13 protein-coding genes are annotated in these 18,143 nt (G+C 68.0%); 2 read left to right on the plus strand and 11 right to left on the minus strand.

The genetic code is table 11. From position 1 onward, the window contains the following. Positions 1-107: 107 nt before the first annotated feature. The 6 genes from AVR91_RS28565 to AVR91_RS28590 form a co-directional block, all read right to left on the minus strand. Positions 108-797 (minus strand): hypothetical protein, encoded by a 690-nt coding sequence (locus AVR91_RS28565; RefSeq protein WP_016331765.1) that lies wholly within the window; start codon positions 795-797, stop codon positions 108-110. Positions 798-918: 121 nt separating this feature from the next. Further along, entirely contained in the window at positions 919-1,620 is a 702-nt protein-coding gene (locus tag AVR91_RS28570; protein ID WP_016331764.1) for a Crp/Fnr family transcriptional regulator, read from the minus strand. A 29-nt stretch (positions 1,621-1,649) separates the two neighbouring features. Then, positions 1,650-2,015, minus strand: a complete 366-nt coding sequence (locus AVR91_RS28575; RefSeq protein WP_016331763.1) for a hypothetical protein — start codon at positions 2,013-2,015, stop codon at positions 1,650-1,652. A gap of 50 nt (positions 2,016-2,065) precedes the next feature. Then, entirely contained in the window at positions 2,066-2,578 is a 513-nt protein-coding gene (locus tag AVR91_RS28580) for a hypothetical protein (RefSeq protein WP_063271518.1), read from the minus strand. A 1-nt stretch (position 2,579) separates the two neighbouring features. After that, complete coding sequence (locus AVR91_RS28585; RefSeq protein WP_063271519.1) at positions 2,580-4,334, minus strand: substrate-binding and vWA domain-containing protein; 1,755 nt, start codon at positions 4,332-4,334, stop codon at positions 2,580-2,582. A 36-nt stretch (positions 4,335-4,370) separates the two neighbouring features. Beyond that, complete coding sequence (locus AVR91_RS28590; protein WP_063271520.1) at positions 4,371-6,992, minus strand: P-loop NTPase fold protein; 2,622 nt, start codon at positions 6,990-6,992, stop codon at positions 4,371-4,373. A 136-nt stretch (positions 6,993-7,128) separates the two neighbouring features. Here AVR91_RS28590 and AVR91_RS28595 point away from each other — a divergent pair, with 136 nt between their 5' ends. Next, on the plus strand, positions 7,129-7,680 hold the full coding sequence (locus tag AVR91_RS28595; protein WP_063271521.1) for a snapalysin family zinc-dependent metalloprotease: 552 nt from the start codon (positions 7,129-7,131) through the stop codon (positions 7,678-7,680). Between the two features lie 46 nt (positions 7,681-7,726). On the opposite strand, the gene AVR91_RS28600 is transcribed toward AVR91_RS28595, so the two are convergent. Together AVR91_RS28600 and AVR91_RS28605 are read right to left on the minus strand one after the other, a co-directional pair. Continuing rightward, positions 7,727-7,906 (minus strand): ferredoxin, encoded by a 180-nt coding sequence (locus AVR91_RS28600; RefSeq protein ID WP_016331758.1) that lies wholly within the window; start codon positions 7,904-7,906, stop codon positions 7,727-7,729. A 5-nt stretch (positions 7,907-7,911) separates the two neighbouring features. Beyond that, the gene (locus AVR91_RS28605; protein ID WP_063271522.1) at positions 7,912-9,114 is read right to left on the minus strand and encodes a cytochrome P450; all 1,203 of its coding nucleotides are present in this window, start codon (positions 9,112-9,114) and stop codon (positions 7,912-7,914) included. Positions 9,115-9,296: 182 nt separating this feature from the next. Between AVR91_RS28605 and AVR91_RS28610 the strand changes: the two genes are divergently transcribed. Continuing rightward, the gene (locus tag AVR91_RS28610; RefSeq protein WP_063271523.1) at positions 9,297-10,217 is read left to right on the plus strand and encodes a helix-turn-helix domain-containing protein; all 921 of its coding nucleotides are present in this window, start codon (positions 9,297-9,299) and stop codon (positions 10,215-10,217) included. 100 nt (positions 10,218-10,317) lie between these two features. On the opposite strand, the gene AVR91_RS28615 is transcribed toward AVR91_RS28610, so the two are convergent. From AVR91_RS28615 to AVR91_RS28625, 3 genes are all read right to left on the minus strand, one after another. Next, positions 10,318-15,201 carry a DNA repair ATPase gene (locus AVR91_RS28615; RefSeq protein WP_063271524.1) on the minus strand — a complete coding sequence of 1,628 codons (4,884 nt, stop codon included), beginning with the start codon at positions 15,199-15,201 and terminating at the stop codon, positions 10,318-10,320. After that, positions 15,198-17,144, minus strand: coding sequence for a flotillin family protein (locus AVR91_RS28620; protein WP_228708006.1), 1,947 nt, complete (start codon positions 17,142-17,144; stop codon positions 15,198-15,200). The genes AVR91_RS28615 and AVR91_RS28620 overlap by 4 nt, the downstream gene beginning before the upstream one ends. Positions 17,145-17,224: 80 nt before the next feature. After that, positions 17,225-17,809: a hypothetical protein gene (locus tag AVR91_RS28625; protein WP_063271526.1), complete on the minus strand. Its 585-nt coding sequence runs from the start codon at positions 17,807-17,809 to the stop codon at positions 17,225-17,227. Positions 17,810-18,143: the final 334 nt, after the last annotated feature.

The following is an 18,143-nucleotide window of genomic DNA, read 5'->3' on the forward strand; positions in this document are numbered from 1 at the left end:
CCCCCCGCGCCGGGGGTCCGGTTCCCGGCCCGGCGTAGGGGTACCGGGCCGGGAACCGGCGAGCGATACGGTTTTCCCTCCCTGGAAACCGGACCGCCCGGTCTGGGTCAGGCCGTCGTGGACAACCGGCTCACCCGGTCGAACACGAGCGGCACCGCGACGGCGGGGTTCAGTTCGGCGAGGACCGCTTCCGCGTCCAGGCCGGGCAAGTGGATCCACGCGCTGTCGGCGAAGTCCGGGGTCGTGACGCTGATCCGGGCGCAGCGGGCGGGCGGGACCAGCGCGACCCCGAACGGCTCGACCACGTTGCGCCACACGGATTGCGAGACGATCATCCCGGCGCCGAACTTGTCGCCCGTCGGATCCGAACGGCACCAGTAGCCCACGGCGTCGTTGAAGGTCGAGGCGCACAGCAGCCGGGTCAGCGTGATGTACGTGCGGTGGTAGCGGTGGTTGTCCGCCATCGGTCCCATGTGGACCGCCACCCGCGCCCGCATCGGGACCCTGGCGTAGCGGTTACGGGTCCGGAGCAGATGGTCCAGGTGGAACGCGACCTCGCAGAGCTGCCCGACGGCGTGGTCCGGATACGCGACCATCAGCCCGTCCCCGGTCTCCCGGAAGTGACGCGCTTCCCCCGGGGCGAGCCCGACCGCGTTGAACGAGCGGGAAACCAGCGTTTCCATCTCGGTCTTCATCGGGTCCAGCAGATCGTCGCTGGCCTTGGACGAACCGACGATGTCGACGGAAAGCACGGCGTGGGTGTGCGCGTTGTAATGGCCTGAGGTCAGCACCTGCATCTCTGCGACCCCTCCCCTGATCGGTGAAAACTGGCGGCAGGAAGCAGTGTTCCCACTCCTCACCGGAAGTTCTGTTCGGAACCGAACAAAACATGACCTCGCGATGGTCAACGCCAGTGAGCTAAGTCACACCTTTTTCCGTGATCACCCGCAATGCCTCGCGGTCGATGACGGTGATCGCACGGCGCGAACTGGCCACGACTCCCGCCTTCCGCAGCTTGTCCAGCGCCTGCGCGACCATCGTCCGGCCCATCGGGATGAACTGCGCGAGTTCGTCCTGACTCAACGGGATCCCGATCCGCCAGCCGGCGGGTGTCCGGATGCCACAGACGTCGACGAGGTAGTCGAGCCGGGTCGCGACCCGCGCCACCGCCTGCGGTTTCCACGATTGGGTCCGCTGCCGCTGGGCGAGCACGAACCGGCGGGCGACGCTGACGAGCACCTCGCGCATCGCCGCCGGATGATCCAGCAGGAACCGGTTGAACTCGCTCGCCGCGATCCGCCGGACGTGCACCTCCTCGATGGCCACCACGTCGGCCATCCGGATACCGCCCGCGATCACCGCGATCTCGCCGTGCAGATCGCCGGGCACCCCGACGTCGAGGATGACCGTCGCGCCCATCCGGTCGGCGCTGGTCACCTTCACGTAGCCGTGCCGCAGCAACATGACGAAGTCGCCGGGCTCGCCAGCCCGCATCAGCGCCTGTCTGGCCTCGTAGGTCTGCGGGGTCCCCATCTCCAGCAACCGGGCGCGGACGGGTTCGTCCAGTCGCTCCAGGAACGGACGTTCTCTCTCTTCGGCGGCCTCCTGGCCCAAACCCACGAAACACCCTCCCAGGCAGTCGTGAACACCTATCGCGGAGAGTAACCGAGTCGGCCACCCGATCCGGCGGCGGAACCGTCGTGGGTGGTGAAGATGCCCAGCCGGACCAGTTCCGATCTGATCCACTCGGCCAGCCGGTGCAACGGCCCGTCTTCGGCCTCGACGAAATAGCTGTCCACGATCTGGTGTCGCCTATCGGCGTGTTTCGCCGCATACAGCAGCGCTGACCGTACCTCCGACACCTTCAGCGGAGCGACCTTGATTCCCGGAGCGGGCCGCACGGTGCTTTTGGCGGCCATCACCGCCAGCACGGCCTCCTCCAGGCTGAACCGGTGCTCCACCGGCACGACCACATGTTCCACGCCCTCGACAACCCGGCGCCCGATCAACGGCATGCTGTCAGATCAGCATGACGCACGGCCGTAGTCTGTTCGGCACCGAACACTCACCCCGGTTCGACCGCCCGGAGAGCCTCTTCGAGCGTTTCCCGGTACAGCCCCATCCGCTCGCCGAGCATCACCGGATCGGGATTCTCGTCCCCCGCGTGTCGTTCCAGCTTTTCGGTGGTCTGCTTCACCGTCACCCGCAGTTCGACGACTTCGGCGGTGTCGCGGTTCTTGTGTCGTTCGAGCGCCGACACCGCCCGGCGGAAGACCTTGGCCAGCTCGGTTTCGCCGGGCCGCACCGTTTCGATGGCCGTCAGCGCCCGGCCGAGCAGGCTGAAGTGGTCGTACGGGGCGGATCGCGGCGCGCGCTTCTTTTCCCGCGCCGGCCTCCGTCGTCTTCCGTTCAGCACGAAGAACGCGGTTTCGGCAGGCACCAGCACGGCCAGCGCGGCGGCCGCGGCGAAGAGCCAGGCCTGCGGATGCGGATAGGTCACCGCGCGGCCGATCATCCCGGCGATCAGGGCGAGCACCACCGCGACGACGTGGAACGGCCGGTTGTCGTACTCGGCCATGTCAGAAGTTGCTGAACACGTTGACGAACATCTTGTCGATGCCGTGCGGGTCGACGGCCTGATAGCTGCGGGCCTTGGACTTCTGCGCGATCTCGTCGAGAACGCGGCTGTCGGCCTGCGCGCCGTAGGCCATGGTGAAGATCCGGACGGAGTTGTCCAGCCGTTCGGCGTCGACGTTCTGCAGCACCTGCTCCTTCGTTCCCGCTTCGGTGTTCTCGCCGTCGGTCAGGAAGACGACGGCGTTGATCAGGTTCGGATCGAACTCGCGCCGCATCTTGTCGTTGGCCGCCATCACCGTCTGGTACAGCGCCGTATCCCCTTTCGGAGTCAGGTTCTCGACCAGCTGGAGCATCGGGCCGCGGACGTTCTTGACCTTGCCGATCGGCATCTTCTCCTCGTACCCGTCCGAGAACGTCCACAGCCCGACCTCGTCCTCGGGATGCAGGTACTCGAGCTGTTTCCGGATCGCGGGTTTCAGCAGGGCGATCCGGCTTTCGGAGTACGGCTTGTCCTTGCGGTTCTTGTCGAACGGCTCGTTCATCGAACCGGACAGGTCCAGCACCAGCAGGATCCGGCCGCGCCGCTGCGTGTACTCCCAGCCGTCCAGCATCTTCTGGATCTGCTCGCCGGTGGGCACGCCGATCTTGGGGGTCTCCTGGGTGCCTTGGGTGCCGACGACCCCGGCCAGATCCGGGCCCGGCCTGCCCTCGGGGTCACGGAACCCGAGATCGCGGAACCGGCGCTGCTGGCCCTCGTCCCGCAGGAAGGCGTAGAAGTCCTCGGCCGCGCCCTGCTGCTCGGGCGACGCGCTCGCGGTGATCAGGAAGGGGTGGTCGATCAGCATCGTCCCCTCCTTGGGGGGAACGGCGACCAGCGGGCGCAGCGGCGGGACGGGATTCGCGTTCAGCTGCGCCGGATCCCCGGTCGGCACGCCGCGGTTGTAGAGGTAGACCATCTGCTCCTGCATCGCCATCGCGCTGATGTAGGGCGTGGGCTTCTTGCGGTCCTCGTCGTACAGCGTCTTCAGGAAGGCCACCGAATCGTCGCTGTAGTAGGCGACCGACGCCTCGACCCCGCGGACGAACTGCACGGTCTCCGCGGTGCCGATCTTGCCGTAGTCACCGCCCGTGGCGGCGAAATAGGTCGCGATGGTCGCCGCGAGCCCGGACGTCGACCGCCGCGGATTGTCCTTGCCCAGGGTGAAGTTGCCCCAGTTGGCGTACTCCGCGCCTTTCGAAGCCCAGCCACCGTCCCGGTTCACCTGCAGGACGTCGCCCCAGCCGATGGACTTGCCCGGCCAGCCCATCGCCTTGGCCATCGGCTCCGGCATCGCGATCACCATCGGGCTGGTCGCGAGCGAGGTCTTCGGCCCGGCCTTGATCCGCTCGCCCTTCCCCCGCTGTTTCAGCAGATCGAGCCAGAGCGAGGAACTCGGCAGCCAGACCTGGGGCTCGGGCTGACGATCGTCGACGTCGTTCCAGCCGTCGGCGATGAGGTCGAGCGTGGCGCCCGAGGTCTTCTTGTATGCGTCGACCTTCGCGCATTTACCGCCGTCGAACGTCCGGCCCGCGTCGTTGTACCGCGCGGCCAGTTCGGCGATCAGATCACCCTTCTCAGTGGAGGAACTGGTGACCAGCCGGACGCAGTCGGTCCTCGGCGCGGCCGGTGGAGCGCTGACCGTGGTGGCGAGCAGGACGATCACGAGCGTCCCGACGAGCGCGCCGAAGACGAGCGAAAGCCAGCCTGATCTCCGCATGCGCCGCCCCCTCGCCGTCGTAGCGGGCAAGTGTAGCTACAACGTGGCTTCCGGTTCCGTCTCCTCGGTGACCAGATCGTAGGTTTCGAAACTGAAGCGGGCGAGAGTGCCCACCCAATTCCGGTAGACCTTTAGATCATCGAAGGATTCGGCGTCCAGCCGCCATTCAGGTGGAAAGGCGTCGCGCGACGATTCCCCGGCGGACAGCGCGATGAACGTCGAACGCGCGGCGTCCGGATCGGCGACCAGCAGGGCCAGCAGGACGAGCACCGCGCGATAGGGGCCGCCGACGAACGCCGCCAGCTCCGCGTCGGGGATTCCGATGCGCACGAGCCGGTAGAGGTTGACCAGTTTCCGGATCTCGCGCGGCGTGTTCAGCCTTTTCCGCAGCACGTGGACGAAATCGCGTTCGACCTCGGTGAGCCGCAACCGGTCCGGCCGCATGTTGTAGAACGTCGGCGGGGCCGTGTCCTGCACCACGACCTCCACCGGTTCACCGCGTTCGGGGGCACTCTCGTCCTCCGCCCATTCTTCGTGCTCGAGCGGCCGCTGTTCCCGCTCCCCGACCGGCATCAGGGCGTCGATCAGCTCGTCCGCCGCGCTTCCCATGGGGCGCAGGGCGAACACGATCTGGAAGATCTTGTCGAGGTACTCCGTCCGGCTCGTCTCCCCCGCGCCGAACAGTTCTTCGTGATGCTGGTCGAGGCATCGCCGCAACCATCGTGGATCGACGGCCACCACCACGACGAACGCGGGCAGGGCCAGCAGCAGATGGACCGCGGCCAGCACCTCGATCACCTTCGACGGCGGGCAGCGGTCGAGGTCGTCGATGTAGAGCACGATCCGTTCCAGCGGCGGCTTGCCCTTCCCGCCGGCCAGCAGCCATTGTTCCCGCGCGTCGGCCAGATCGGCGCTCAGGTCCGCGAGGTCCTCGCGCACCCGGGCGAAAACCCCCTGGTAATCCCCGTATCTACCGGTTTTCGCCTCCTCGATCAGATCACCGAGCCTGCTTGCCGCGTCCAACCGCCGGAGCCGTTCCTCGGTCTCCCGCACCTCGGTCTCGAACCGTTCCCCGCGCTTGTCGACGTCGTGCCGCAGTTTGTCCAATGTGGACTTGACCGGGGCGAGTGCCGCCCTCGCGGTGGTGAGTGCCGGGGTCAGCACGGCGCCGAGCGCGACGATGGCACCCGCGGTGGCGAGAATCGCGTTGTGCCACAGGGCCCAGCCGGTGATCGCCGCGGCGATGCCGAGCACTCCCGCCACCGCGTAGCCCGCGACCGCGAGCCGTCGCCGCCGTCGTTCGGCGCGGTCCACCCCGGACACCAGCAGCCGCCAGCGCCAGGTGAGCGGAGAGTCCGCCTTGACCGCCTTCAGTCCCGCGAGCCGGGCCCGCAGTTCCTCGCGTTCGGCGTGGACTTCACCGGCGTCCGCGTGCGTCTCGGGCGCGCCGAGGTTGCGGAACAGATGGTCCACCAGCCCGACCCACAGATGGTCGTCGTGGTACTGCCAGGCGTTGAACCGGATCTGCCGGATCTCACCGGCGAACACGCTGTTGGCGGCGTCGCCGCGGGACCGGCTGGCCAGTTCGGCCACCCGGTCGGTCACCTGCCGGACGAAACTCGACTTGCCGGACCCCCAGGGCCCCAGCAGCGCGACGCACAGCGGCGGGCTGGTCTCGCGGTCGGCGATGACCGCGGCGAGCGTGCGCACGTCGTCGTGGAAGCCGATCAGGTCGACCGGGCTTTCGACGTCGGGCGTGATCCGCGGCCGCGCCCGGCCCGGTTTGGGCTCGACGAAACCGGTGCCGTCGATCTGGTTGCCGAAGCGATCCCACACCCGGATCGTGCGGTCGTCCCCGACGGTGACGATCTTCTCGTTCCCCGCGGTGCAGGCGATCGCCCGGACGTTCCCCTGATGTCCCTTGAGGAGCGTGTACTCCCGCGGGTCGTCGATCTCGCGGACGCGGACCTCGCCGTCGGAGCCGCCGGAGAGCACCAACTTGCCGTCCGCGCCGAAGGCCAGCGCCCGCACCACCCCGGTATGCGCGGGGAAGACGAGGGCGGGGTCGCCTTTGCGCCCCCACAACCGCACCGTCTCGCCCTCGGCGGACAGCACCTGCCCGCCGTCGGGCGAGATCGCGACCACGTGGACCGCGCCCGCCCCACCGAACCGGTAGTGGGAAACGACTTCCCGGTCCCACAGCCGCACGCCGCCCGCGTCGTCCCCGGCGACGACGACCCGGCCGTCCGGGGTCACCGCGACCGATTCGATCTCCGGGCCGCCGCTGCGCGGACCGCGCACCGTCACACCGTCGGGCCGTCGGACCTCGACGGCGCTCCCCGCGCCGGACACGACGAAGTCCTTCGCCACCGCGACCGCCACGGTCCGTTTGGTGGTCTGGACCTCCGGGGGATGCGCTTCGGCGCCCGTGATCCGCCAGCGCCGCACCGTCGCCCCATCGCAACCGACCACGTGCCGACCCGAGATACCCACCGCCAGGACCGGCCGATCATGGCCGCTCAGCACGAATTTCTGCGCTCCGGTCTCCAGGTCCCAGACCCGGACCGTCCGGTCCGCACCACCGGTGACCAGCCGGTTTCCCTTCACCGCGACCGCGAGGATCGGTTCTTCGTGTCCGGTGAAACGCGCCGTCGTCATAACGGCACAGTCTTCCGGTCGCGTCAAGATCATGGTTAACGACAGGCGACTATCGGCGGGTACCCCGACCGCCCCGACAGGTTCAGTGTCGACACTGCTCCGAAATTCCAGCACGCCTTAACGCGAGGAGTTCAACGTGCTTCGACGTACCTTCGCCGCGGTGCTCACCGGCGCCGCGCTCTCCATCTCGGTGCTCTCGGCACCCTCCGCCGGCGCCGCCGAGATCATGGCGACGACCCTGACCTACGACGACAGCCAGGCAGCGGAGTTCAAGGACGCGGTGGCCGCCGGCGTCAACGTCTGGAACACCAACGTCACCAACGTCCGCATCGTGAAGGCGACGCCGGGGCAGCGGGTCAACATCCGGGTCATCGCCGACAACGGCTGGCCGCGCGCCACGCTCGGCCCGGTCCGCCCCGGCGGCACGGTCACCGTGTGGATGGGCAGGCAGGCCGTCCAGCAGGGCTACTACACACCCCGGATCGCTTCCCACGAACTCGGGCACAGCCTCGGCCTGCCCGACGTGAAGCCCGGCCCCTGCTCGTCGCTGATGTCCGGCTCGACCGGCGGGGTCAGCTGCAAGAGCGTGAACCCCAACGCCCAGGAGAAGGCCCGGGTCCAGCAGCTCTACGCCGGCACCGCGGTGCAGAGCGCCGACGCGGGCAAGGTCGTCGCGGACATCGGCTGATCCCGTGCCAGGGGGTGCCCGCCCGGCACCCCCTGGCTTGGCTCTTTCAGGCGTTCGCCGTGATCGCCGCCGCCGGGCACAGCTGCACGGCGTCGCCGATCTCGGCCGGTTCCGGATCCAGCAGCCGGACCCGGCCGTCTTCCTCGTCCTGTTCGAACACCCCGGGCGCGGTCAGCACGCACATTCCGGCGCCCACACAGCGTTCCCGGTCCACTTCGAGTTTCATCGCGCTCAGCTCCAGGCCACCGGGAGCGCGTACACCCCGTAGATGTCGGAGTCCGTCCGCATCGGGATCTCCTCGGCCGGAACGGCCAGGCGCAGCTTGGGGAACCTCGCGAGCAGCTCGCTGAAGGCGACCTTCATCTGCACACGCGCGAGCTGCTGGCCGAGGCACTGGTGCACGCCATGCCCGAAGGTGGTGTGCCCGGCGGCGTTCCGGCGGACGTCGAGCCGGTCGGGTTCCGGGAACTTCAGCGGATCACGGTTGGCGGCCTGGGCCGACAGCGTGACCGCTTCACCGGCCTTGACCAGCTGACCGCCGATCTCGACGTCTTCGAGCGCGGTCCGCGCACCGGTGTGCGTGATGGTCAGATAGCGCAACAGTTCCTCGATCGCGCCGTCGATGAGCTCCGGGGCCTCGCGCAGCATCGCGAGCTGCTCCGGATTCTGGAGAAGGGCGAACGTGCCCAGCCCGAGCATGTTGGCCGTGGTGTCGAGACCCGCTCCCAGCAAGAGGAACGCGATGCTGGTCAGTTCCTCGTCGGTCAGTTCCGTGGTCGTCAGTTCGCCGAGGATGTCGTCGGTCGGCTCGGCGCGCTTGGCCAGGATGAGCTTGTAGAGGTACTCCCCCAGCGCGTTGATGGCCGCTTCGTGCTCCTCGACCGGAGCGTCCGGCCGGTTCAGCGGCATGACGTTGCGCCGGAAGAACTCGTGGTCTTCGTACGGGACGCCGAGCAGCTCGCAGATCATCAGCGCCGGAATGGGCTGCGCGAAGGCGGGCACCAGATCGGCCGTCGTTCCCTGACGCTCCATCGCGTCGAGGCACTCGGTGGTCACCTGCTCGACCCGCTCGGTCAGCAGCCGCATCCGGCGGACGGTGAACTTGCCGGTGAGCAGCTTGCGGTACCGCGCGTGCTCCGCACCGTCCATGCGGATGAACATCCCCGGCGCCGCGGGCGGCATCTCGACCATCGCCGCCGCACCCGGCAGCGGTGAGTGCATCAGTTCCTGCCGGGCACTGAACCGGGGATCCGCGAGGATCGCCCTGGCGATCGCGTGTCCGGTCGCGAGCCAGCCCTCGTGCCCGTCGGGGAAGGTCAGCCGGACGAGCGGGTGCTCGTCGCGCAGTGTGCCGAGCTCCGCGGGCGGGTCGAACGGGCAGCCCTTCGGGCGTTCGAGGGGCAGCTCGGTGAGATGTGGGACCGAGGTGGTCATTTCTGTTCCTCCCAGTTTTCAGCGATACCCGAAGGCTACGTTGCATTCAGGTTTGCTTCAAAGCTAAGGACTGGCTCTTACGTCGTTATTGCTGGTAGATTTCCGCAAATCGTTGCAACGATCTTGACGGTGAATGCAACGGTTCGTTGCAATGATTTGCGGGTGAACGCACAGGAGGACCCATGCCGGGCGGCAGACTGACCCAGGAGGATCGTCGGCTGATCGCGGCCTGGCTCAAGGACGGCCTCGGTTACGCCGAGATCGCGCGGCGGCTCGGGCGCCCGACGTCGACGATCAGCCGTGAGGTCGCGCGCAACAGCGGCCGGTCCGGCTACCACGCCGACGAAGCGACCCGCGTGACCGGAGAACGCGCTCGCCGCCGCAAACACCGGCCGCGCACCGCCCCCGTCGTCGAAAACGGCTATGGCCGAAACCCCGAAGCCGTCCGCGCCTTCGAAACCGAGTTCGCCGAAATGATCGTCGAGACCGGCCTGCCCCGGATGACCGCCCGGCTGCTCGCGTGTTTGGCGGTCAGCGACGACGGCGTGCTCAGCGCCGCCGAACTCGCCCAGCGGCTCCAGGTCAGCCCCGCCTCGATCTCGAACGCCGTCGCCTACCTCGAGTCGCAAGCGATGCTCAGACGGGAACGGGACGGACGGCGGGAGCGCTACGTCATCGACGAGGAGATGCCGCAACGGGTGTGGAACGAAAGCGTGCGGTCGAACCAGGAATGGGTACGGGTCTCGCGCCGGGGCGCCGAAGTCCTCGGCACCTCGACCCCCGCGGGGGCCCGTATGGACGACCTCTCCCGGTTTCACGCGCGTATCAACGAAATCATGCTCGACGACCGGATCGCGGTGTTCGCCGGTGACGCCCTGACCGTGCTCGCCGCGCTTCTGCATGCCGGCCGCGCGCTTCCCGTTCCGGCGCTCGCGGACGCGCTGGACTGGCCGTCCGATCGGGTTGCGGCCGCTTTGCGGGTGGCGGAGGAGCATCCGCATATCGCGGGGCCGGTCCGGGTGGCTTGCCGTGATGGGGAGTATCGGGCGGTTCCTTTGGTGGAACGGCTCACGGCTGGGCAGTTGGCGGCTTTGGGGGCTTGAGGAGTGTTTGGGGGTAGTGTGTCGCCGGTTTCGGCAACGAAAATCGGCGGCCCATTGCCGGAAACGACAACGGACCGCCGACGGCCGAACAAGGAAACCCCTACATCACATCCCGCACGACCATCCGCTCCGAAGCCCGCTCGATAGCCGCCTCGACCGCGCCCACCCGGTCCGCCAGCAGACCCACAGCGCCGACAGCTCGGCTCATCGGGTCTTCGTCGTCGCCACCCAGCGCCTGCGCACGCAGGTAAGCCGCCTTCACGTCCGCCCACCGTTGCGCGTCCGAGGGGCTCAGCCGTCCGCGGAGTTCGGCCAGCTTCAGCAAGTTGGCTTCGGCGCCCGAAGTGAGCGTCTGCGCTTCGCCGGCGTAGTGGTCGTCGATCAGCGCTTCCAGCTCCGCGTCGTTCATCGCGGGCACGATCCGGCCGGCGAGTTTGTTCATGTTGCGGTACGAGCCTTGCAGCTGGAACGGCGGTTCGACCCGGGACGCGTCCGCCTGCGCCGCGGAAGCGATGTACGCCTGGTTGTTCGTCAGGACGATCCGCTGCACCTTGATCAGTTTCCGCAGTACGGCGAGGATCTGCTCCAGTTCGGTCGCCGAGTACGCGTGTTTCAGCTGATCCGCCCGAGCCGAGCCGTCGCCGCGGGCCAGCCGCACCAGAACGTCCACATCGGACCGTTCCCGCGAGACCAACGGGGCCAGCACGGTATTCGCGGTGAGCGAGTTCTCGATGTAGCTCAGCGCGAACAGTTCTTCCTTGCCCGAGAGCACATCGCCGAGGTTCCACACGTCCGCGCGGTTGGCGAGCATGTCCGGGATCCGGAACCGTTTGCCCTGCTCGGTGTACGGGTTTCCGGCCATGCAGACCGCGAATCGCTTGCCCCGCAGGTCATACGTCCGCGTCCGGCCTTCCCACACACCTTCCATCCGCCGCTGCGCGTCGCACAGCGAGATGAACTTCTGCAGCAGTTCGGGTGAGGTGTGCTGGATGTCGTCCAGATACAGCAGCACGTTGTTGCCCTGCTCCAGCGCGAACGAGATCTTCTCGACCTCTTGCCGCGCCGTCGCGTTGGGCGCGTCCGCCGGATCCACCGACGTGACGTCGTGCCCGAGCGCCGGCCCGTTCACCTTCACGAACACCAGCCCGAGACGGCTCGCGACGTACTCCATGAGGGTCGTCTTGCCGTAACCGGGCGGCGAGATGAGCAGCAGCAGCCCGGACTGGTCGGTACGCCGCGCGTCGCCCGTCGCGCCGAGCTGTTTGGCGAGGTTGTCGCCGATCAGCGGCAAGTAGACCTCGTCGAGCAGCCTGTTGCGCACGAAGGCACTCATCACCTTCGGCTTGTACTCCGACAGCCGCAGCCTGTCCCGCTCTGCCGTCACCAGGTCGTTGCGCAACCGTTGGTACGCACGGAAACCCGGAACGCGGTCGCGCCTGAAACGCCCTGTTCTGGCGAGTGTCTCGTCGAGCCGCAGGGTCAGCGACCGGTTGACGATCCGTGGGTGCGAGCCGAGCAGACCGTCCACAGTGGCCGAAAGCTCGGCCGAAGAGTCGTAGCGCGGCAGGTCGGCCAGTTCGATCGCGACGGCCTCCGCCAGCTCGTCGTCCGGCAGTCCGGCGGAGTCCACAAAGGACCGTAGCCACGCCTCCGCGAGCTGGTGACGATCGGCGAGGTCTTCGAGCGCACGCAGGTCTTCGGCGAAGCTCCGGCGGTCCAGCCGGAACTTGTCGAGCAGCGTTCGCGCGCCACCGCTGGTGACGAACCCGGGCGACGCGTCGGCCAGTTCCTCGAAGAGGTATTCGCCGGCGAGTTCGAGCTCCAGCGAGAGCCCGGACGACGTCGCGAACGCGGTCATCGCCTCGGTGAGTTCCCGCGCCAGCGCGTCGATCGCCGTGGTGTGCCCGAATGCCTCCCGCACCCGTGCGAGCGACGCGGAACGCGTGGTCCAGGCGGACTTCGCCGCTTCTTCGGCACCGAAAGCCCAGAACAGCTGAGCCGCGGCCCTGGCGGCGGGCGGATACCGCAGCAGCCCGGCGGCGGACCGCAGACGCACCAAAGCCGACAGGATCGCGGCGGCGTCGTGGTCGTGCACGCCACGCGCGTAACCCTCGTCGTACCGATCCCCCGCCGCGCGCCGGACGACATCCAGCAGATCGACGTCCGGCAGGTCGGGCTGTTCGGCCAGGATCGACGTCGCCAGATACTCGGCGCGGTAGACCTCGGCCGATTCCGAGACCAGCAGCTGATCCCAGTACGGCCGCGTCTCCTCGAACGCGGAATCCCGCACCGGCGAACGGTAGTCGGTGCCGGTGATGGCGAACTTCATCCCGCCGTCGTGCGGCACCAGGGTGAGGTCGATGTCCTGGGTGTTGACCGCGAAGGTGTTGCGGCCCAGGCGGATCGTCTCGCCACCCTCGCCGTAGAGATCCAGCCGGTCGCGCAGCGCGCGGCCGGCTTCCTGGCGCGCGGCCTTGACGCGGCCTTCCAGCTCTTCGGCGCGCACCTGGTCGCCGAGGTCGCGCAGTTCGGCGACGACGCTGCGCAGCTTCGCGACCATCGGATCGGAGGCGAAGTAGGTGTTGATCTCGTCGACCGAGCCGAGCGTGCCGACCCGCCTGGTCACGCTCGTGAGGATCCGCTCGGCCGAATCGACCAGCCGGTCCGCGCGGCGTGCCCGCTCGTCGAGCAGCGCCTGCTTGCGGGAGGAGAACGCCTCGTAGACGTCGGTGCGCTTCTCACCGAGCGAGGCCAGGAAGTCGTCGAACTCCCCGAACCGCGATTCGAGGTTTTCCAGCTGCAGCAACAATCTGCCGAGCTGCTCGTCGCAGCGGTCCGGGGTGTCCGCGACCGCGAGCCCGCCGGTGATCGCCTGCGCGAGCAGCGCGAATTCGGCGGCGAACTCGGCCCGGCCCTCGGTCTCCAGCAGTTCCTTGCGGCGCGCGTCGAGCGTCGCGCGAGCCCGGTTGACCGCGCCGATGACCTCGCCGACGCGTTCGAGGATCTTCGTGCGCACCACGGCGTCCGCGATCTCCAGCCCGCCGACGACGTCGGTGAGGACTTCGAGCCCGCCGGACTGCTCGTCCAGCTGTTCGGCGACCGGGACCGCTTCGGCGACGGTGGAGATCGCGCCCGCTGCCTCGATCAGGCCGTCGACCTCGGCGTGATAGCTGGTGAACGCGTCCTCGCCCTGCAGGAACCGGACGGCCCGCTGCGCCGCCTCGCCGAATTCCGTGTCGAGATCGGTGATCAGCTTGTCGACCCGGTCGGTGTCGACGTACCGCAGCTCCCGCACGGTGACGAGATGTCCGCGCGCGCGATGCATTTCCGCGAGCCGTCGCACCCACGCGTCGGCCGCGTTCAGCGCCTCGCCGCGGACCTTCCGCACGAGCGACGCGGTTTCCGCGGCCGCTTCCTCGACGGCTTCGGCCGCCTGCGCGGTGAGCGAGGTGACCGTCTCGAATTCGTCGAGCACCTGCTCGGCGGTGACCCGGACGTCCGACAGCGGCGACCGCAGATCACCGAGTTCGGCCTCGCCGAGCCAGTGATAGTGGTCGAAGACCCGCGCGCACGCGGCGATCAGCGCCTCGAACACCGCCGCCGACGGCGCCATCTCCTCGACCATCCGGCCGATGGAGAGACAGTCGGAGATGCCGCGGACCAGATCGGCGTTGCCGACCCGCTCCAGCGGCCCCGTCCCGGCCGGCTGCGACGCGGCGTACGTGTCCGACTGGAACGGCGTCCGCCACACCTGCATCGGGTGCACGCGGCTCGGCTCGTCGGACAGCGCGCGGAACAGCACCATCGTGCCGTCGTCGAACAGCGAGTACCCGTGGCACGGGATCGGGTTCGAGACCTCTTTGCGGATCACGTTGTACGGCAGGAGCAGCGATCGGCCCTCGGCCCGCGCGTGGAAGACGTAGAGCACGTCCTCCCCGTTGGGCGAGCGGATCACGCGCTCGAATTCGAGCTCGTCCACGGTGGTGTCGAACGTCTTGCTGACACCCGTGTCGAGGTAGTAGCCGCCGGGGAAGATGATCCCGTGGTCCTCGGGCAGCCGCTGACACGCCTGCCCGATCCCGTCGAGGCGCACGACGTTCCGGGTGCGGGTGTTGAACACCAGGTACCGGTACACCGTCTCCTTGTACGGCAGGATCCGCAGCAGGATCAGCGGGCCGATCCTGGCGTAGGACACCTCGGCGTCGGCCAGGCTCTGCAGTGGCTCGTCGACCGGCTCGGCGTAGACACCTTCACCGGTTTCGGTGTTGTTCTCGACCTTGATCGTCAGGTTGCCACCGACGGTCTCGACGAACACCTCGTCCTCGATCGAGATGTGCGGATGCCGTCCGAGGACATGCTGTTCGCGGCCGGTCTCGATCCATTCGAAGTCGTGCGACGGCGGGAAGACGTGGTCGCGTTCGCCCCGGCTGTCCACATAGGACACCTTGCCGTCGGCGGCCACGCCCCAGCGCAGCACGCGGATGTCCTCGGTCCGCGGGCCGATCTGGAACACCGCGAGCAGTTTGCCCTCGACCCGCCGCAGCTGCAGCAGCTTCGCCTGCCGGTAGTACCGGTACAGCTCGGCGAAATCGCGGACGAACTGCTCGTCGCGCAGCAGCCCCGGCAGTTCTTCGGCCGGTACGTCGTCGAAGCGGAACGCCTGCTCGTCATGGCTGAAGCCGTGTAGCGAGAAGACGTCATCGACCGTCGTCTCGGGCTTGAGGCCGATGAAGACGTTGTAGCCGAACAACATCCGCCCGCCGACCGACACGACGTCCCGCGGCACGCAGTTGTTCTCGGTGCGGATCCGCTCCGTGCCGATCAGCGCGAGCTGCGCGCTGCCGAAGACCCCGAGCCGCGCGGTGTTGAGCTCGTCCGCGCGTTTCGCCAGCTCGGCGGCCTGTGCGGCGAGCCGGGCGCGGAGCACCTCATAGGTGCCCGCGTCCAGCTGCTCCGTTCCTGCCGCCGGTTCGGTCGTCGTCACTGCTTCGCGGGGGCGAGGGCGGCGACGGACTTGTCAGCAAGGCCGAGCCGCTGCGCCATGGCCAGCAGTTCCTGCACCTTGCCGCTGTCCGGGCCGCCCGCCTGCAGCTGCTTGGCCAGGAAGGCCGACAGCGTCAGGTTCTTCACGTCCTCCGTGCTCACGGAACCGACCAGTTTCGTCAGGTCGTCGGTGAAGCTGCCGGTGCCGTCGAGCCACGCCTTCCCGAGGGTCTGGACGACGTCCGAGTGCTCGACGAAGCCGTCCACGCTCTTGCCGAGCCCGATCGAGCCGATGACCTTCTCGAAGAACATCGTCTCGCCGCCGACGATGTCGATGTCGGCCTTCTCCAGCCCGATGCCCAGTACCGTGGCCTGCGCCTCGGCGACCTCGCGCTGCACGTTGAGCGCGGCGAGCCGGATCTCCTTCTCGGCCTCCAGGCGCAGGCGGTACTCCTCGTGCTCGCGGCTGGCGCTGTCGAGCGCGGCCATCGCGGCGGCCTTCTCGGTGAGACCTTCGGCCTCGCCCTTGAGCTTGTCGCGCATCGCGTCGGCGAGGACGATCGCCTTCTCGCGTTCGACGATGGCCTCGGCGCGGCCGACCTTCTCCAGCGCGTCGGCGTCGCGTTCCTTGACCTGCGCCGCGGCCAGCCCGGCGGCGGCCTCCTCGGCCTGGATGCCCTCGGCCAGGCGGATCTTCGCCCTGGTCTCCAGCTCGGCGGCCTGCTGGCGCGCCTCGGCGAGCGTCAGCTCCTCGCGGGCCTTGTGCTTGGCGGCCGCCTCGGCGGCTTCCGCGGCCTTGATGTCCTTGACGAGGTTCTCCTGCGCCTCGCCTTCGGCCCGGATGATGGTGGCCTCGCGCTGGCGCTGCGCCTCTTCGACGACGCGGAGCTTCTTGATGTTCTCTTCCTGCTCCGCCACGGTCTTCTCGACCGCGATCCGCTCGCGGATGACCTCGGCGATGGAGCGCTTCTCGGTCTCGACTTCCTTGTCCTTGGCGATGCGGGAGAGCTCGGTCTCGCGTTCGCGGCCGATGACCTCGAGCAGCCGGTCCTTCTCGATGCGCTCGGTCTCGATGGCGATCACGCGTTCGCGGTTCTTGCCCGCGACCTCGATCTCACGCTGCTGGTTCTGGTGCTGGATGCCGAGCTGCTCGTCGGTGCGCAGGCCGGCGGCCTGCGACTTGAGCCGCTCCTCCGCCTGCACCTTGGCGATCTCCGCCTCTTCGCGCGCCCGCATGGTCTCGACCTCGCGGCGCTGCTTGATCTCGGCGTCGGCCTGCCGCCGCTCCAGTTCGAGGATCGCCTCCTTGGCGTCCACGTTCTGGCGGGTGATCTCCTTCTCCTCGCTGCGGCGGAACTCGTTGGTGCGCACGTGCTCGATCGCGGTCAGCTCGGTGATCTTGCGGATACCCTGCGCGTCGAGGATGTTCGCGGAGTCGAGCTGCGCCATCGGCGTCTGCTCGAGGTAGTCGATGGCCGCGTCCTCCAGGCTGTACCCGTTGAGGTCGGTGCCGATGACGCGGATGATCTGGTCGCGGAATTCATGGCGTTTGGTGTAGAGGTCCACGAAGTCCAGCTGCTTGCCGACGGTTTTCAACGCCTCGGAGAACTTGGCGTTGAACAGCTCCTGCAGGGTCGCCTCGTCGCTGGCGCGTTCGGTGCCGATGGCCTGCGCGACCTTGATCACGTCCTCGACGGTCTTGTTGACCCGCACGAAGAACGAGATCCGGATGTCGGCACGGATGTTGTCCCGGCAGATCAGGCCCTCGCGGCCGGTCCGGGTGATCTCCATGGCCTTGACCGAGGTGTCCATGATCTCGGCCTTGTGCAGCACAGGCAGGACGATCGCGCCGGTGAACGTCACGTCGACGCGGCGGACCTTCGAGATGATCAGTGCCTTACCCTGCGGCACCTTCTTGAACAACCTGGTGATCGTGAAGAGCAAGACCAGGAGGATGACAACTACCACGGCGATCAGAACGCCGGCCCCCACGCTGATGGCACCCATAGTGTTCCTTTTCTGCTTCAGATGTCCAAAGACTCGACCCAGAAGAACTCACGTTCGGAGTCGTAGTCATAGAGAACTACGCGGCTGCCCGCCGTCAGGTTGCCTTGACCCGCCTGCCGAACGTCCACAATGGCCGTCGACCCGTCGGCGGCGGCGACTTCGGCCTGTCCGAAGTCGTGCGTGACCGACGAGGTGCGGATGACCGCGGCCCGGCCGACGAAGTCCTTCCTGCTCGGTTCCCTCGCGGGACCGAAGACACGACGTAGCGGCACCACGATCACCCTCGTCCCGAGTGTGCCGAGGACGAGCGCGACGGCGAGCACGCCGAACCCGAGCCCGATCCTCGATGGTGTCGAAAGCTCAAGGTCATCGAGTAGAACCGTCCCTGCCAGGCTGGCGAACCAGGTGAATGCGATCAGCAAAGAGAGCGAAATGGACAGTGGGACGCCGCCGAAGCCCGCCAGGAGCCCGTCGCCGCCGTCGAAGTCGTCGACGTCGACGGCACCGAACAGCGCCAACAGCCAGTAGCCGATCACCACGATCAGCAAGAAGCTGAAGAGCACGGCCGGGAACCCCAAAGCCGCGGTGACGAACCCGCCCATCGCCGTCGTTCCCTCCCCATTACCCCGGGTCAGGACTATAACCAGCGCGTGACGCCCGGCGGGCCGTTTTCGGCTACGACTGGGTCACGGTGTGCGGGAGCGTGCGGCTGTTCGTGAGCGGTGAGGACGGTTAGGACGAACGGCGCCTTAAGTACCTACTCGATTTGGCTGTGGCTGATCGCGGGCCGGGTCCGTGAAGGCCTCCTTGCCTACCCTGAAGGTAGTGAAGTAGGCCTTCACGACGTTCAGAGATCGCCACCCGCAGCCCACCTGCACCAGCAACCACAACGACCACCACGACGGCGCGTGAAGGCCCCCTTCACTGCGTCTAGCG

This window comes from Amycolatopsis keratiniphila subsp. keratiniphila (genome assembly GCF_001620365.2).
Lineage (GTDB): Bacteria > Actinomycetota > Actinomycetes > Mycobacteriales > Pseudonocardiaceae > Amycolatopsis > Amycolatopsis keratiniphila.